Origin of the sequence: Streptomyces sp. A 4/2 (assembly GCF_940670765.1) — a bacterium.
In the GTDB taxonomy this organism is placed as follows: domain Bacteria; phylum Actinomycetota; class Actinomycetes; order Streptomycetales; family Streptomycetaceae; genus Streptomyces.
Genome location: NZ_CALNVW010000034.1, coordinates 27,735 through 43,468, shown reverse-complemented (window position 1 = coordinate 43,468; position 15,734 = coordinate 27,735). Strand labels below are relative to the sequence as shown.

Here is a 15,734-nt window from a genome sequence, read left to right as displayed (position 1 = left end):
CGGCCCCGCTCAGTCCTTGTGGACCGTCCCGTCGGGGTCGAGTCCCTTGAAGGAGAGCAGCACGATCAGGACGCCGCCGCAGCAGATCGCGGAGTCGGCGAGGTTGAAGACCGCGAAGTGCGCGGGGGCGATGAAGTCGACGACCGCGCCCTGGAAAGCACTGGGCGAGCGGAAGACGCGGTCGGTCAGATTGCCCAGCGCACCGCCGAGCAGCAGACCGAGCGCGACGGCCCAGGGCAGGCTGTAGAGCTTGCGGGCGAGCCGGACGATCACCACGATCACGGACGCCGCGACCACGGTGAAGATCACGGTGTAGGCCGATCCGACCCCCCAGGCCGCGCCCGCGTTCCGGATCGCCTCGAACTGGAGCAGATCGCCGACGACCTTGACGGGCGCGTGGTGCTCCAGCTTGGCGACCACGATCATCTTGCTCACGAGGTCGAGCAGATAGGCGAAGACGGCCACGGCCAGCAGCACCGTGAGCCGGCGTTTACCCCTGGGCGGCGCGGCAGGCGACGCCCCCGCCGCGGAGGCCGACTCCTCCGCCGGCGGTTCCTCCGCGGACTTCTCCTCCGCGGACGGCTTCCCGGCGGACACGGGTTCGGTGGAGCGCTCCTCGGTGGAGTGCTCCCCGGCCCCCGCGGCCTTGGGAATGTCCGGCGTACCGATGATGCGCTCCGCCTCTGCCACGTGATTCCCTCGCCCTAGTACCTGACTGAGACGAGGGTACGACACACGGGTACCGAAGCCCTCAGTACCTGCGCTCCTGTTTCTGCTTGCACTCCATGCAGAGGGTGGCCCGCGGGAACGCCTGCATCCGCGCCTTCCCGATCGGATTGCCGCAGTTCTCGCAGAGCCCGTAGGTGCCGGCGTCCAGCCGCTCCAGCGCGCGCTCGGTCTGTTCCAGCATCTCCCGGGCGTTGGCCGCCAGTGCCAGTTCGCTCTCCCTGGTGATGTTCTTGGTTCCCGTGTCGGCCTGGTCGTCACCGGCTCCGTCGCCGGAATCACGCATCAGCCCGGCGAGTGCCGTCTCGGCCGCGGCGATCTCCGCGGCCAGCCGCAGGTCCTCGCTCTGCAGCCCGGCGCGGGCGTCCGCGACCTCGTCCGGGGTCCAGGGGTCCTCTCCGGGCCGTACGGGCAGCTCACCGGGTGCCACGGGTGCGGTGACACCGGCCTTGGGCACGGCGGAGGCCGCGGCACGCTTCCTGGCCGCCGCGCTTCCCCCCGCACTCTTCTTCGCAACCAACGTCTCGGCTCCCGTCTGTTCCGCGGCCTGGGCCGCCCCCTGGGCCGCGGCTGCGGCCTTCTTGGCCGCTGCCTCGTGGGCCGGCGCCTTCTTCGCTGCCGTCTTCTTGGCCGCGGTCTTCTTCGCTGCGGTCTTCTTTGCTGCGGTCTTCTTCGCAGGCGCCTCGTGGGCCGACGCCTTCTTGGCTGCCGCTTTCCCGGCCGCGGTCTTCTTCGCCGCCGCCTTCTTCGCGGTGGTGTTCCCGGCGACGGTTCCGTCCGCGGCGGCGCTCTGCTCGCCCGCCGCTTCCTCGGCCGTCGCGCCGGTGGATTCTGCGGACGCCGATCTCGATTCGGCGGTCTTCTTCGCCACCATGGCCGCGGCCCCTTCACATTTTGTGATCTTGCTCGCGAATCTGCTGGGACGATAAGTCGACCCCAGCCCCGCGGCAACGGGGCACGCCGCCGATTCAGCCCTCCTCACGTCCGTGCCAAGCCGAGCCTCCATGCGTTGTGCCCAGCTCCCCGCCCGGTAATCCGCCACCTGGGCCTCCCCGGCATTCCCGGGGGGCGCGTATGGCCATTCGGGTCAGCGGAGCGTGCCGGAGCGCGCGCCCGGAAAACGGTCCGACATCCCGGGAACGGCCCCGTACACTGGCCCCAGCGGAAGGCATGGATGGGACGAGTAGCGTCGCAGGCGGCCACGAGCGATCCGGGGACGGTGCGAGCCCGGAGGCAGGCACGACGTGAAGATCACCCCGGAGCCGTCGGAAGAAAGCCCAGCGGGCGAGTAGAACCGGCTACGCGACCCCAATGAGGGGGCCACGGGCACACACCCGGGGCCAAGGAGGGTGGTACCGCGGGAGCGACTGGGCTCTCGTCCCTCCGACGGAGAGAGAAACGTCCGTTGGAGGAGTTCCGTCCATGACAGCGCCGCAGTACCGCCAGGTACCCGCCCAGGTCGACCTGCCCGCCCTCGAACACGCCGTGCTCGACTTCTGGCGCGAGGCCCAGGTCTTCTCGAAGAGCCTCGAACAGTCCGAGGGCCGCCCCGAGTGGGTCTTCTACGAGGGCCCGCCCACCGCGAACGGCATGCCGGGCGCCCACCACATCGAGGCGCGTGTCTTCAAGGACGTCTTCCCGCGCTTCCGCACGATGCAGGGCTACCACGTCCCCCGCAAGGCCGGCTGGGACTGTCACGGCCTGCCCGTCGAGCTCGCGGTCGAGAAGGAGCTCGGGTTCAACGGCAAGCAGGACATCGAGGCGTACGGCATCGCCGAGTTCAACGCCAAGTGCCGTGCCTCGGTGACCCGGCACACCGACGCCTTCACCGAGCTGACGACCCGGATGGGCTACTGGGTCGACCTCGACAACGCCTACCGGACGATGGACCCCAGCTACGTCGAGAGCGTCTGGTGGTCGCTGAAGGAGATCTTCGGCAAGGGCCTGCTGGTCCAGGACCACCGCGTCGCCCCCTGGTGCCCGCGCTGCGGTACCGGCCTCTCGGACCACGAGCTGGCACAGGGGTACGAGACGGTCGTCGACCCCTCCGTGTTCGTACGCTTCCCGCTGACCGGCGGCCCGCTGGCCGGCGAGGCCGCACTCCTGGTCTGGACGACCACCCCGTGGACGCTGGTCTCCAACACGGCCGTCGCCGTCCACCCCGATGTCCGCTACGTCGTCGCCACCGACGGCAACGAGCAGCTCGTCGTCGCGGAGCCGCTCCTGGAGAAGGCCCTCGGCGAGGGCTGGGAGGCCACCGGCCAGAGCTTCACGGGTGCGGAGATGGAGCGCTGGACGTACCAGCGCCCGTTCTCACTCCTGGAGTTCCCCGCCGAGGCCCACTACGTGGTCAACGCCGAGTACGTCACCACGGACGACGGCACCGGCCTCGTCCACCAGTCCCCCGCCTTCGGTGAGGACGACCTCAAGGTCTGCCGTTCCTACGGCCTGCCCGTCGTCAACCCGGTCCGCCCCGACGGAACGTTCGAGGAGGACGTGCCGCTCGTCGGCGGCATCTTCTTCAAGAAGGCCGACGAACTCCTGGTCGCCGATCTCCAGGAACGCGGGGCGCTCTTCCGGCACGTCCCGTACGAGCACAGCTACCCGCACTGCTGGCGCTGCCACACCGCGCTGCTCTACTACGCGCAGCCCTCCTGGTACATCAGGACCACCGCGGTCAAGGACGCGATGCTGCGGGAGAACGAGAAGACCAACTGGTTCCCCGACTCGGTCAAGCAGGGCCGTTTCGGCGACTGGCTGAACAACAACGTCGACTGGGCGCTCTCCCGCAACCGCTACTGGGGCACCCCGCTGCCGATCTGGCGCTGCGAGGACAACCACCTCACCGTCATCGGCTCGCGCGCCGAGCTGACCGACCTGACCGGCACCGACCAGTCGGAACTCGACCCGCACCGCCCGTACATCGACGAGGTCACGTTCCCCTGCCCGCAGTGCGCGAAGACGGCGACCCGGGTCCCCGAGGTCATCGACGCCTGGTACGACTCCGGTTCGATGCCGTTCGCCCAGTACGGGTACCCGTACCGGAACAAGGAGCTCTTCGAGCGGCGCTACCCGGCGCAGTTCATCTCCGAGGCCATCGACCAGACGCGCGGCTGGTTCTACACGCTGATGGCGGTCGGCACCCTGGTCTTCGACAAGTCGAGTTACGAGAACGTCGTCTGCCTGGGCCACATCCTCGCCGAGGACGGCCGGAAGATGTCCAAGCACCTGGGCAACATCCTCCAGCCCATCCCGCTCATGGACCAGCACGGGGCGGACGCGGTGCGCTGGTTCATGGCAGCCGGCGGCTCCCCGTGGGCGGCCCGCCGGGTCGGACACGGCACGATCCAGGAAGTGGTCCGCAAGACGCTCCTCACGTACTGGAACACGGTGGCTTTCCAGGCGCTGTACGCCCGTACGTCCAACTGGGCCCCGTCGGCCGCCGATCCGGCGCCCGAGGACCGCACGGTGCTGGACCGCTGGCTGCTGAGCGAGCTCAACGCGCTGACGGACCAGGTCACCCAGGCCCTGGACGCGTACGACACGCAGCGGGCCGGCAAGCTGCTCTCCGCCTTCGTGGACGACCTGTCCAACTGGTACGTACGCCGCTCCCGCCGCCGCTTCTGGCAGGGCGACGCGGCGGCGCTGCGCACGCTGCACGACGTGATCGAGACGGTGACCCGGCTGATGGCCCCGCTCACCCCCTTCATCACCGAGCGGGTCTGGCAGGACATGGTGGCTCCGGTGACCCCGGACGCCCCCGAGTCGGTGCACCTCTCCACCTGGCCGAAGGCGGACCTCGCCGCGATCGACCCGACGCTCTCCCAGCAGATGGCGCTGGTCCGACGGCTGGTCGAACTGGGCCGTGCGACGCGTGCCGAGTCGGGCGTCAAGACCCGGCAGCCGCTCTCCCGCGCCCTGGTGGCGGCCTCGGGCTTCGAGGCGCTGTCCGCCGAACTCCGCGCCCAGATCACCGAGGAGCTGAACGTCTCCTCGCTGGCCTCCCTCTCCGAGGTCGGCGGCTCCCTGGTGGACACCACGGCCAAGGCCAACTTCCGTGCGCTGGGCAAGCGTTTCGGCAAGGGCGTGCAGGCGGTGGCCAAGGCGGTCGCCGAGGCGGACGCGGCAGCGCTCTCGCTGGCACTGCGCGCGGGTACGGCGTCGGTGACGGTGGACGGCGAAGAGGTCACGCTCTCCCCGGACGAGGTGATCATCACCGAAACGCCGCGCGAGGGCTGGTCGGTGGCGTCCGACTCGGGCGCGACGGTGGCCCTGGACCTGGAGATCACACCGGAGCTGCGCCGGGCAGGACTGGCCCGTGACGCGATCCGGCTGATCCAGGAGGCCCGCAAGAACAGCGGCCTGGACGTGGCGGACCGTATCGCCGTCCGCTGGAGGGCCACCGACCCCGCGACCACCGAGGCGCTGGCCGAGCACGCGGAACTCATCGCGGACGAGGTGCTCGCGCTGGACTACGCGGAGGGCGAAGGAGACACCGCGTACGGGGCGGAGTTCACGGACGAAGGGCTTTCGCTCACGTTCCGGCTCCACAAGACTCAGGCATAACGGCTCGGGGCGCGGTGGGGAGCCTGCTCCCTGCCGCGCCCCGAGCCGTAACCCGCAGCACAGAAAGGTCCGGCCTGGATCACCCCGGCCGGACCTTTTCCGTTCCCCCCCCTCCCGTCCCCCTCCCAAGTCCCCTTCGCGTCCTGCCTCTCGGGGTCCCGCCCGCACAAACGGGCCGGGCCCCGGGGAGATCCCCGGGGCCCGGCCCTCAGTCTGCCGACTGCGCTGCGCTCGACGCGCCCGCCGTCAGTTGTCGTCCTCGTCGATCAGGAAGCCGCGCATCGGCGAAGGCGCCTGCTGCATCGGCTGCGGAGCCTGCGGCCTCACCGGTGCCATCGGCTGTGTCATCGCCGGGGACATCTGCTGCTGGCCGCCGTACGACGGTGCTCCCATCGACGACTGGCCACCCATGGACGGGTTGCCACCCATCGCGTGCTGGGTGTGCCCCATCGCGCCCGCACCGGCCGGAGCCATCGAGGGCGACGGCGGCAGCGAAGCAGCGGCCGGGGATCGCGGCGGCGCCAACGAGTCGTCGGCCTGCGTCTCCAGCTGACGGAGCTGGCTCTCCAGGTACGACTTCAGCCGTGTCCGGTACTCACGCTCGAAGCCGCGCAGATCCTCGACCTTGCGCTCCAGCGTGGCGCGGGCGGACTCCAGCGAGCCCATCGCGACGCGGTGCTTCTCCTGTGCGTCCCGCTCCAGCGCGTCGGCCTTGGCACGGGCGTCCCGCTCCAGACCCTCGGCGCGGCTGCGCGCCTCGCCGACGATCTTGTTGGCCTCGGAACGGGCCTCCGCGATCGCCTGGTCGGCGGTCTGCTGTGCGAGCGAGAGAACACGGGCGGCGCTGTCGCCACCGGGGCCCTGCTGCTGCATCTGCGGGGGACCACCGTGGCCGCCCATCGGGCCGGGACCCTGACCGAGCTGGCCCTGACCGCCCATGGGGCCCTGTCCGAGCTGACCCTGACCGAGCTGACCCTGGCCCATCGGACCCTGACCCATGGGGCCCTGACCCATCGGGCCGGGACCCTGACCGAGCTGCCCCTGACCGAGCTGACCCTGGCCCATGGGGCCCTGGCCGAGCTGGCCCTGACCGCCCATCGGGCCCTGCCCCATCGGGCCGGGACCGTGCTGGCCCTGCGGACCGGGGCCGTGCTGACCCTGCGGGCCGGGGCCGTGCTGGCCCTGGGGACCGGGGCCGTGACCGCCAGGTCCTGCAGGCAGCTGGGGCTGACCGCCCGGCAGTTGGGGCGGACCCATCTGCGGCTGCTGCTGGACCTGCGGCGGGCCAGATATGGCGGCGGGCACAGGTGCGTTCGGACCGCCCCGACCGTCCTGCGGCTCGGGCTTGCGCATGCCCTGCTGCTGATTCTGTGCGGCGGCACGTGTGGCAGCCGCGAGCTTGGCGCGCAGATCCTCGTTCTCGCGGAGCAATCGCGTCAGTTCGGCTTCGACCTCGTCGAGGAAGGCATCGACCTCGTCCTCGTCATAGCCTTCTCGGAGGCGGACGGTCGTGAACTGCTTGTTCCGCACGTCCTCGGGGGTCAGCGGCATCTCTTCTTCACCTCTACGTAGTCGTCGGCAGTCGGCAGGACCGAATCGTTCACACCCGGCTCACAATGCTGATCAGGATGTAGACGATGATCATCAGAACGAAGAAGGACAGGTCGAGTGCCACGCCCCCGAGACGCAGCGGCGGAATGAACCGCCGCAGAAGCTTGAGCGGTGGATCGGTGACAGTGTAAGTGGCCTCCAGAACGACCACCATCGCCTTGCCAGGTTGCCATGAACGGGCGAACTGGAAGACGTAGTCCATGACAAGCCGGAAGATCAACACGATGAGGAAACACATCAGCGCGATGTAGACCACATCCAATGCGATGCCCATCTAGCGCTTCCCTCTCCCCTGATGCTCTCGTTCTTCCGGCCTTCCGGCCGGGGTTGTCCCGGTGTCTCGTCTCAGCTCTGGTTGAAGAAACCGCCCTCTGCGATACGGGCCTTGTCCTCCGCCGTGACATCGACGTTAGCAGGCGACAACAGGAACACCTTCTGCGTCACCCGCTCAATGCTGCCATGCAGACCGAAGACGAGCCCTGCGGCAAAGTCGACAAGTCGCTTCGCATCCGTGTCGTCCATCTCCGTCAGATTCATGATCACCGGAGTGCCTTCGCGGAAGTGTTCCCCGATGGTACGGGCCTCGTTGTAGGTCCGGGGGTGCAACGTGGTGATGCGGTAGGGCTCCCGCTCGGACACAACCTTGGGCATGATCACCGGGGCGTTCTTCTCCATACTCGGACGTTCAGGTGTGATGGACGCCACGGGGGCGATTCGGGCGGGTCGTCCGCTTTCCGCCGGAAGCGCAACTGGCTCGCGCTGGGCGGGGGGTTGCACCATTCGCACCGGTTCGTCCTGTTGGGACTGGTGCGACTGATGAGGGGGCTGGTGCCGCCGTCGGTCCCTTTCGGGCTCGGGCTCGGGCTCGAACTCGTCATCGGGGTCGAACCCCGGGCCGTCGTACCCATCGTCCTCCACGAGGCCGAGGTAGACCGCCATCTTGCGCATCGCGCCGGCCATGCTCTGAGTCCTCCGCTCTGTGGTGGATCGCCCTTGTGCCAATTTCGCAGCGTCACCAAGTGCCCGCGATCCACTGGGTCTGCCCGCCGATCGGCGGGAATGACCATATTTTCTGCTGTGGTCCGACTTGCTTCGCGACGTTACCCGAGCCGGGGACGGACACCGAGTACCGCAGTGCCGACGCGGACATGTGTCGCACCCGCCGCAACCGCCTCTTCGAGATCCGCGCTCATCCCTGCCGACACCATGGTGGCAGCAGGATGAGCCGCGCGCAGGCGGGATGAGATTTCCATCAGCCGCTCGAATGACGCCTGTTGCCGACCCGCGTACGGACCGGCCAGCGGTGCGACGGTCATCAGACCGTCGAGCCGCAACCCTGCCGCACCGGCCACCTGATCGGCCAACTCCTCGACGCCGTCCGGCGCGAGACCACCGCGCGCACCCCGCTCGCCGGACTCCGCGTCCAGTGCGACCTGGATCAGACAACCCAGCTCACGCCCGGCCCGGACCGCGGCCGTGGACAGCGCGGTGACCAGCTTGGCGCGGTCGACCGATTGCACCATATCGGCATAACTCGCCACAGAACGAACCTTGTTGGTCTGAAGTTGACCAACAAAGTGCCACTTCAATACAAGATCTGCACACTCTGCAGCCTTGGGTGCGGCGTCCTGATCGCGATTCTCGGCAACTTGACGTACGCCCAGTTCCGAGAGAAGTCGCACATCGCTCGCGGGGTAGGTCTTGGTGACCACGATCAGGGTCACTTCCTCGCGGTCGCGCCCGGCGGACGCACAGGCGGAGGAAATACGATCCTCCACCCGCGCCAGATTTGCGGCGAGTTGACGCTTACGGTCCGTCATGTCCTATCAGTCCAGCCAGACATATCCGGCGAGCCGCCCAGTGGTGCGGTCGCGGCGGTAGGAGAAGTGGTCGGGAGACTCCAGGGTGCAGACCGGCGACTGCTGCCGGTCCACGACGCCGAGCGCCTCCAGTTGGGCAAGCACTCCGGCGGTGACATCCACCGACGGGGTGGACCAGCTCGTCTCCGACCAGGCTTCCGGAACGGACCGGGCGACGTCGGCCCGCATCTCCGCGGGGACTTCGTAGCAACGGCCGCAGACCGCCGGTCCGGTACGGGCCGCGATCCGGGCCACATCGGCACCGAGCGCGACCATCGCCTCGACGGCGGCCGGAACGACCCCGGCGACCAGGCCGGGACGGCCCGCGTGGGCCGCGGCCACGACGCCCGCGACGGGATCGGCGAGGAGTACGGGTACACAGTCCGCGGTGAGAACCGCGAGGGGCAGTCCCCGCCGGGCCGTCACCACGGCGTCGACGGCCGGAATGTCCTGATTGCTGCTGACGGTCGAACTCCACGGCCCGTCGACCACCGCCACCTCGCGCCCGTGCACCTGGTTCATCCAGACGACCCGTGCGGGGTCGAGGCCGAGCGAACGGGCGGCCAGTTCGCGGTTCCTGAGGACGGAGGCCGGGTCGTCGCCGACCGCTCCGCCGAGATTGAGCTCCTCGTACGGAACGGCGCTCACTCCGCCCCACCTGTCGGTGAAAGCGAAGTGCGCGCCGTTCGTGGACATCGCGGTGTCGTACGCGGTTATGGGACGCCGCATCACTTCAAGAAGTCCGGGACATCCAGCTCTTCGGCCTGCGAGTCCTGGTACGGACGGGCCGGCGGGACCTGCAGCGGGGCGGACGGCGCGGCCGGAGCCTCGTGCGTACGCTCCGCCTCGGCGGGTGCCGGGGTCTCCTCCCGCTGGGTGACCGCGCCGAGACCGCCGAGCGAACGCGGCGGCTCGTTGACCCGGACCGGAGTCGGGTCCTCGCGCTTGGCGGAGCTCGAACCGATCACGTTCTCCCGGCGGGTGGGCGGCTGTCCGCCGTCGAAGCCCGCCGCGATGACCGTCACCCGTACCTCGTCACCGAGGGCGTCGTCGATGACGGCACCGAAGATGATGTTGGCCTCGGGGTGGGCGGCCTCGCTCACCAGCTGCGCGGCCTCGTTGATCTCGAAGAGACCGAGGTCCGAACCGCCGGAGATGGAGAGCAGCACCCCGCGTGCGCCGTCGATGGACGCCTCGAGGAGCGGCGAGGAGATCGCCATCTCCGCGGCGGCCACCGCGCGGTCGTCGCCGCGGGCCGAGCCGATCCCCATGAGCGCCGATCCGGCCTCGGACATCACGGACTTGACGTCCGCGAAGTCGAGGTTGATCAGGCCCGGGGTGGTGATCAGGTCGGTGATGCCCTGGACACCGGACAGCAGTACCTGGTCCGCGGACTTGAACGCGTCCAGCACGCTGACCTGGCGGTCCGAGATGGACAGCAGCCGGTCGTTGGGAATGACGATGAGGGTGTCGACCTCTTCGCGGAGTTCGGCGATGCCGTCCTCCGCCTGGTTGGCGCGGCGCCGGCCCTCAAAGGTGAAGGGGCGGGTGACCACGCCGATGGTGAGTGCGCCCAGCGAACGGGCGATGTTGGCGACGACGGGTGCGCCACCGGTGCCGGTGCCGCCGCCTTCTCCTGCGGTGACGAAGACCATGTCGGCCCCCTTCAGGACCTCCTCGATCTCCTCACGGTGGTCCTCTGCCGCCTTGCGACCGACTGCCGGGTTGGCCCCGGCGCCGAGGCCGCGGGTCAGTTCACGACCGACGTCGAGCTTGACGTCGGCGTCGCTCATCAACAGGGCCTGTGCGTCGGTGTTGATCGCGATGAACTCGACGCCCTTGAGGCCGACCTCGATCATTCGGTTGATGGCATTGACACCACCGCCGCCGACACCGATGACCTTGATGACTGCGAGGTAGTTCTGCGGTGCTGCCACGTCGAAGGCCTCTCGCCTCGAGTTACGTGTCGCCGCTGCGCGCTTGTCGCGTCGCGACGACGGATGCCGATGGGACGGTCCGAACGCCGACCCGAACCCTAACTGTGAAGTTCAGGGTTACCAGTGTGTCTGCTCCTTGGACTCTCCGAACAGGACACTAAGTCGACAAGTGGCGCACGTTCAACGAACACGCCGAACCTCCCGTTTTTCTTTTCACCCTATGTGATCAGCCGTTGCGCTGACCAACCAGGGTGCTGGCCAGCAAGGATGTACGTCAACTCCCTGACGCAGCAGGGGCGGTGGGGGCACTCACATCGAAGTGCGAGGCCTTCGGATCCGCTTTCATCAGCGCAATGAGCGTGTGCGCCTTCGCGGGGCCGAACTCGCTGCTCCCCCATGTCACCACGCGGTGCCCGGTCAGCTCCAGCGAGATGGAGTCGTACGAACGGACCCGGACGAAAAGGGTTTCCGCGGCTACAGCGGACGGAAGTTCTCCGGCCACCCGGACCGCCTCGACCCGTAGCCGGTCCGTACCGAAACGCAGATGGCTCGGTGACTGATCGGCCGTCAATTCGAGGAGCGGCACTCCCTTGGGTGCGCTGTCCACCGTGTCGAAACGGACGCCCTTCGCGTCCACTTCGGTGTACTTACCGCTCGACTTCATGAGCAGTACCGGCTTTCGCTCGGTCACTTTCAGGCTGATGGTGTGCGGCCATGAACGGGTGACGGTCACCGAGTCGATTCGCGGCAATTTATTCCGGAGTCTGTTCTCCACGGCGGTCGTATCGACGGAAATCAGCGGTGCACCGATCGGAACGGCTGCCGCCGACTCCACCTGGTCCCGGGTCAGAACGCGCACCCCGCTGGTACGAACCCGCTCGGCGCGCAGCCAGGTCGAGCCGTATAGCGCCCAGATTCCGCCGGACACCAGCACGACAGCGACAGCGAGTACCAGGATCAGCAGTCGTCTGCCGCGCAGCCGCAGACGGCCTGGGCCGCCGGCTCCCGGGGGGCGGGTGCGGCCGGACTCCGCCGCTGGTTTGCGTCCACCGCGCTGTGCGGTCGTCGGTCCGGCCACGCTCGCTCCTTAGGGGGTCACGCCTGGCGGCGTGCGGCAATCGCCTCGTACACCAAGCCGACGAGCAGGTCGTCGGCGTCCCGGCGGCCGAATTCGGCGGCAGCGCGGGACATCTCGAACAGCCGGTGCGGGTCGGCGAGTACCGGAAGGACGTTGCCCTGGACCCACTCGGGGGTCAGCTGTGCGTCGTCCACCAGCAGGCCGCCGCCCGCGTTCACCACCGGCTGGGCGTTGAGCCGCTGTTCGCCGTTGCCGATCGGCAACGGGACGTACGCGGCGGGCAGCCCGACGGCGGAGAGTTCGGCCACGGTCATCGCGCCCGCGCGGCAGAGCATCATGTCGGCCGCGGCGTACGCGAGGTCCATCCGGTCCACGTACGGTACCGGGAGGTAGGGCGGCATTCCGGGCATGTTGTCGACACGCGGCAGTTCGTTCTTCGGGCCGACCACGTGCAGGATCTGGATCCCGGAGCGCTGGAGCACCGGAGCAACCTGCTGGACCACCTCGTTGAGGCGGCGGGCGCCCTGCGATCCGCCGGAGACCAGCAGCGTCGGCAGGTTGGGGTCGAGCCCGAAGGCGGCGCGCGCCTCCGGGCGGACCCGGGCGCGGTCGAGGGTGGCGATGGTGCGGCGCAGCGGGATGCCGATGTAGCGGGCGCCCCGGAGCTTGCTGTCCGGCGTGGAGACGGCCACCGCGGCGGCGTACCGGGAGCCGATCTTGTTGGCCAGTCCGGGTCGGGCGTTGGCCTCGTGCACGACGATCGGCACCCCGAGCCGCTTGGCCGCGAGATAGCCGGGGAGGGCCACGTAGCCGCCGAACCCGACGACGCAGTCGGCCCGGGTCCGCTCAAGGATCTGCTCGGCCGCCTTGATGGTGCCGCGCAGCCGTCCGGGGACGGTGATCAGCTCAGGCGTGGGCCTGCGGGGCAGCGGTACGGCGGGGATGAGCCCCAACTCGTAGCCCCGTTCGGGCACGAGACGGGTTTCGAGTCCGCGCTCCGTGCCGAGGGCCGTGATGCCTACGGTCGGGTCCTGCCTGCGCAGGGCATCCGCAAGGGCGAGCGCCGGCTCGATGTGGCCGGCGGTCCCCCCGCCGGCGAGTACGACATGCACCGAAATTCACCGCTCTCCGGACGGACGCTTCTTGACGCGCCGTCTCATCGACTTCCATCTCACCCCGGGCCTCCGCAAGGCCAGAGCCGTTCTCGCTGCGGGGTCCGACCGCGCGAAGGCGATCAGCAGCCCGACGGCGAACATGGTCGGCAGCAGGGCTGAGCCCCCGTAGGAGAACAGCGGGAGCGGGACACCGGCGATCGGCAGCAGACCGAGCACCGCACCGACGTTGATCACTGTCTGGACCAGAATCCAGGTGATCACACCTCCCGCTGCGTACCTCACGAAGGGGTCCTCCGTGCGTCCGGCCACGCGGATACCCGCATAGCCTAGAGCCGCGAAGAGGGCGAGTACCGACAGAGTCCCCGCGAGACCCAGCTCCTCACCCGTCACGGCGAAGATGAAGTCGGTGTGGGGTTCGGGGAGTTGACCCCATTTCTCCACACTCGCCCCCAGTCCGGATCCGAACCAGCCGCCCGAGGCCAGCGCGTAGATTCCGTGCACCGCCTGCCAGCACTGGTCGTTCGGGCCCGGGTCGGTCGCGCCGATGCAGGCGAGCCGGCCCATCCGGTTGGGACTGGTCTTGATCAGCACGAAGGCCAGGAAGGCCGCGACGCCGAGCACGGTCGCGAACATCCGGGTGGGCGCCCCCGCGAGCCAGAGCAGGCCGAAGAGGATCGCGGTGAGAATGATCGCAGTTCCCATGTCGCCGCCGAGCATGATCAGTCCGAGCAGCACGAAGGTGCCGGGAACGAGCGGCACGAGCATGTGTTTCCACTGGGTCAGCAGCTTCTTGTCCTGTTTACGGGCGAGCAGATCGGCGCCCCAGAGGATCAGGGCGAGTTTGCCGAACTCGCTCGGCTGGAGCATGAACGGGCCGCCCAGCGAGATCCAGTTCTGGTTTCCGTTGACGGACCGGCCGATCCCCGGCACCTGCACGAGCACCATCAGGAAGATGGTTCCCGCGAGGAGCGGGTACGCGAAGGCGCGGTGCAGCTTCACGGGCATCCGGGTCGCGACGAACATCAGGCCGCCGCCCAGGGCCGCGGCGAACAACTGCTTGCGGAAGAAGTACGTACCGGGCTCGGAGAGTTCCAGAGCCTTGATCATCGAGGCTGAGTAGACCATGACAAGGCCCAGTACGATGATCAGGAAGGCGGAGCCCACGATGAGGTAGTAGGCCGTCAGAGGCCGGTCCCAGGCGCTTCTCGCCTGTTCGTACGCCCGTCGCAGCTGGCCGATTCCGCTGCTCTGCGAGCCGCGCGGCCCGGGGCCCCGCCCCGTGGCCGCGGAACGGCGGGCCGTCCCGGTGCCACCACGCCCGCCTCTGTCCTTGACCGGCATGTCTGTCCCCTCCACTCGTGCCCGGCTCCGCCGGGTCCCGGCGCGGGGCCGTACGGCCGACCAGGAGACGCCTTCCTAGCAGCTCTCGGCGGCCAACTCGCGCACCGCGTCGGCGAATGCCTCGCCGCGCTTGTTGTAGTTGGCGAACATGTCCATGGAGGCACAGGCCGGAGCCAGCAGAACCGTGTCTCCCGGCCGGGCGAGGCGCGCCGCTTCCCGGACCGCAGCCGACATCGCCCCAGTGTCGGTCCGGTCGAGGTCGACCACCGGGACTTCCGGGGCGTGTCGCGCGAGGGCTTCGGCGATCAGGGCGCGCTCGGCGCCGATGAGTACGACCCCGCGGAGCCGCTTCGCCGACCCGATGACGAGATCGTCGAAGCTCGCCCCCTTGGCGAGGCCGCCCGCGATCCAGACGATCGGGTCGTAGGCGGCCAGGGAAGCCTCGGTGGCATGGGTGTTGGTGGCCTTGGAGTCGTCGACATAGGTGACATCGGCGATCCGGGCGACCTGCTCGATACGGTGCGGGTCGGCACGGAAGTCCCGGAGCCCGTCCCGTACGGCGGTGGGCGGGACGCCGTACGCGCGGGCCAGGGCGGCTGCCGCGAGGGCGTTGGCGATGTTGTGCGGGGCGACCGTGCGAGGGCCCGGAACGTCCTCGGCGGGCCGGCCGATGTCGGTGACCTCGGCGAGCTCCTGGGCCTGCTTCTGCCGGTTCGCCACGAACGCGCGGTCCACCAGGATGCCGTCGACCACACCGAGCTGGGAGGGACCGGGGGCGCCGAGGGTGAAGCCGATGGCACGGCAGCCCTCCTCGACGTCCGCGGCGCGGACCAGTTCCTCGGTGGCCGGGTCGGCCACGTTGTAGACGCAGGCGACGCTGTTGCCCTCGTAGACCCGGCCCTTGTCTGCGGCGTACGCCTCCATGGAGCCGTGCCAGTCGAGGTGGTCGGGGGCCAGGTTGAGCACGGCGGCCGAGTGCATGCGCAGGCTGGGCGCCCAGTGCAGCTGGTAGCTGGAGAGTTCGACGGCGAGTACGTCGTACTCCTGGTCGCCGAGCACGGCGTCGAGGAGCGAGACGCCGATGTTGCCGACGGCCTCGGTGCGCAGTCCGGCCGCCCGCAGGATCGAGGCGAGCATCCGTACGGTCGTGGTCTTCCCGTTGGTACCGGTGACCGCGAGCCAGGGGGCGGCGCCCGGCCGGCGCAGCCGCCAGGCCAGTTCCACGTCGCCCCAGACCGGGACACCCGCTTCGGCCGCCGCCCGGAAGAGCGGCTTGTCGGGCCGCCAGCCCGGTGCGGTGACGACCAGTTCGGTGCCTTCGGGCAGCGTCGCCCCGTCACCGAGGCGCACCGTGACGCCCAGGGGCGTCAGTTGAGCGGCCTCGGTACGGGAGCGCTCGTCGTCGGACTCGTTGACGACGGTGACGACCGCTCCCAGACCGTGCAGGGCACGCGCCGCCGGAAGCCCGGAGACGCCCATGCCCGCGACGGTGACCCGCTTG

13 protein-coding genes are annotated in these 15,734 nt (G+C 69.3%); 1 reads left to right on the top strand and 12 read right to left on the bottom strand.

What is annotated here, in order from left to right; all coding sequences use genetic code 11:
• Positions 1-9: 9 nt before the first annotated feature.
• Together lspA and NBY69_RS24900 are read right to left on the bottom strand one after the other, a co-directional pair.
• Complete coding sequence (lspA, locus tag NBY69_RS24905) at positions 10-690, bottom strand: signal peptidase II (protein WP_250303713.1); 681 nt, start codon at positions 688-690, stop codon at positions 10-12.
• Between the two features lie 61 nt (positions 691-751).
• Positions 752-1,600, bottom strand: coding sequence for a TraR/DksA C4-type zinc finger protein (locus NBY69_RS24900; RefSeq protein ID WP_250303712.1), 849 nt, complete (start codon positions 1,598-1,600; stop codon positions 752-754).
• 548 nt (positions 1,601-2,148) lie between these two features.
• Between NBY69_RS24900 and ileS the strand changes: the two genes are divergently transcribed.
• Positions 2,149-5,292 carry an isoleucine--tRNA ligase gene (gene ileS / locus NBY69_RS24895; protein WP_250303711.1) on the top strand — a complete coding sequence of 1,048 codons (3,144 nt, stop codon included), beginning with the start codon at positions 2,149-2,151 and terminating at the stop codon, positions 5,290-5,292.
• A 246-nt stretch (positions 5,293-5,538) separates the two neighbouring features.
• On the opposite strand, the gene NBY69_RS24890 is transcribed toward ileS, so the two are convergent.
• From NBY69_RS24890 to murD, 10 genes are all read right to left on the bottom strand, one after another.
• Positions 5,539-6,843: a DivIVA domain-containing protein gene (locus NBY69_RS24890; protein ID WP_250303710.1), complete on the bottom strand. Its 1,305-nt coding sequence runs from the start codon at positions 6,841-6,843 to the stop codon at positions 5,539-5,541.
• 49 nt (positions 6,844-6,892) lie between these two features.
• Complete coding sequence (locus NBY69_RS24885) at positions 6,893-7,177, bottom strand: YggT family protein (protein WP_250303709.1); 285 nt, start codon at positions 7,175-7,177, stop codon at positions 6,893-6,895.
• Between the two features lie 71 nt (positions 7,178-7,248).
• Complete coding sequence (locus NBY69_RS24880) at positions 7,249-7,863, bottom strand: cell division protein SepF (protein ID WP_164264969.1); 615 nt, start codon at positions 7,861-7,863, stop codon at positions 7,249-7,251.
• 140 nt (positions 7,864-8,003) lie between these two features.
• Positions 8,004-8,723 (bottom strand): YggS family pyridoxal phosphate-dependent enzyme, encoded by a 720-nt coding sequence (locus tag NBY69_RS24875; RefSeq protein ID WP_250303708.1) that lies wholly within the window; start codon positions 8,721-8,723, stop codon positions 8,004-8,006.
• Between the two features lie 6 nt (positions 8,724-8,729).
• A complete protein-coding gene (pgeF, locus tag NBY69_RS24870; RefSeq protein WP_250303707.1) occupies positions 8,730-9,491 on the bottom strand; it encodes a peptidoglycan editing factor PgeF in 762 nt (253 codons plus the stop codon).
• The gene (gene ftsZ, locus NBY69_RS24865) at positions 9,491-10,699 is read right to left on the bottom strand and encodes a cell division protein FtsZ (RefSeq protein ID WP_250303706.1); all 1,209 of its coding nucleotides are present in this window, start codon (positions 10,697-10,699) and stop codon (positions 9,491-9,493) included. The genes pgeF and ftsZ overlap by 1 nt, the downstream gene beginning before the upstream one ends.
• Before the next feature lie 274 nt (positions 10,700-10,973).
• A complete protein-coding gene (locus NBY69_RS24860; protein ID WP_250303705.1) occupies positions 10,974-11,777 on the bottom strand; it encodes a cell division protein FtsQ/DivIB in 804 nt (267 codons plus the stop codon).
• 17 nt (positions 11,778-11,794) lie between these two features.
• Positions 11,795-12,889, bottom strand: a complete 1,095-nt coding sequence (murG, locus tag NBY69_RS24855) for an undecaprenyldiphospho-muramoylpentapeptide beta-N-acetylglucosaminyltransferase (RefSeq protein WP_250303704.1) — start codon at positions 12,887-12,889, stop codon at positions 11,795-11,797.
• A 6-nt stretch (positions 12,890-12,895) separates the two neighbouring features.
• Entirely contained in the window at positions 12,896-14,233 is a 1,338-nt protein-coding gene (ftsW, locus tag NBY69_RS24850) for a putative lipid II flippase FtsW (RefSeq protein ID WP_250303703.1), read from the bottom strand.
• A gap of 75 nt (positions 14,234-14,308) precedes the next feature.
• Positions 14,309-15,712: a UDP-N-acetylmuramoyl-L-alanine--D-glutamate ligase gene (gene murD, locus NBY69_RS24845; RefSeq protein WP_250303866.1), complete on the bottom strand. Its 1,404-nt coding sequence runs from the start codon at positions 15,710-15,712 to the stop codon at positions 14,309-14,311.
• Positions 15,713-15,734: the final 22 nt, after the last annotated feature.

Bases quoted from the DNA above. Each gene is read 5' to 3' on its own strand.
- NBY69_RS24875 (WP_250303708.1), bottom strand. From the start codon at position 8,723: ATGACGGACCGTAAGCGTCAACTCGCCGCAAATCTGGCGCGGGTGGAG.
- NBY69_RS24880 (WP_164264969.1), bottom strand. From the start codon at position 7,863: ATGGCCGGCGCGATGCGCAAGATGGCGGTCTACCTCGGCCTCGTGGAG.
- ileS (WP_250303711.1), top strand. From the start codon at position 2,149: ATGACAGCGCCGCAGTACCGCCAGGTACCCGCCCAGGTCGACCTGCCC.
- ftsW (WP_250303703.1), bottom strand. From the start codon at position 14,233: ATGCCGGTCAAGGACAGAGGCGGGCGTGGTGGCACCGGGACGGCCCGC.
- NBY69_RS24900 (WP_250303712.1), bottom strand. From the start codon at position 1,600: ATGGTGGCGAAGAAGACCGCCGAATCGAGATCGGCGTCCGCAGAATCC.
- pgeF (WP_250303707.1), bottom strand. From the start codon at position 9,491: ATGCGGCGTCCCATAACCGCGTACGACACCGCGATGTCCACGAACGGC.
- murD (WP_250303866.1), bottom strand. From the start codon at position 15,712: ATGGGCGTCTCCGGGCTTCCGGCGGCGCGTGCCCTGCACGGTCTGGGA.
- NBY69_RS24890 (WP_250303710.1), bottom strand. From the start codon at position 6,843: ATGCCGCTGACCCCCGAGGACGTGCGGAACAAGCAGTTCACGACCGTC.
- NBY69_RS24885 (WP_250303709.1), bottom strand. From the start codon at position 7,177: ATGGGCATCGCATTGGATGTGGTCTACATCGCGCTGATGTGTTTCCTC.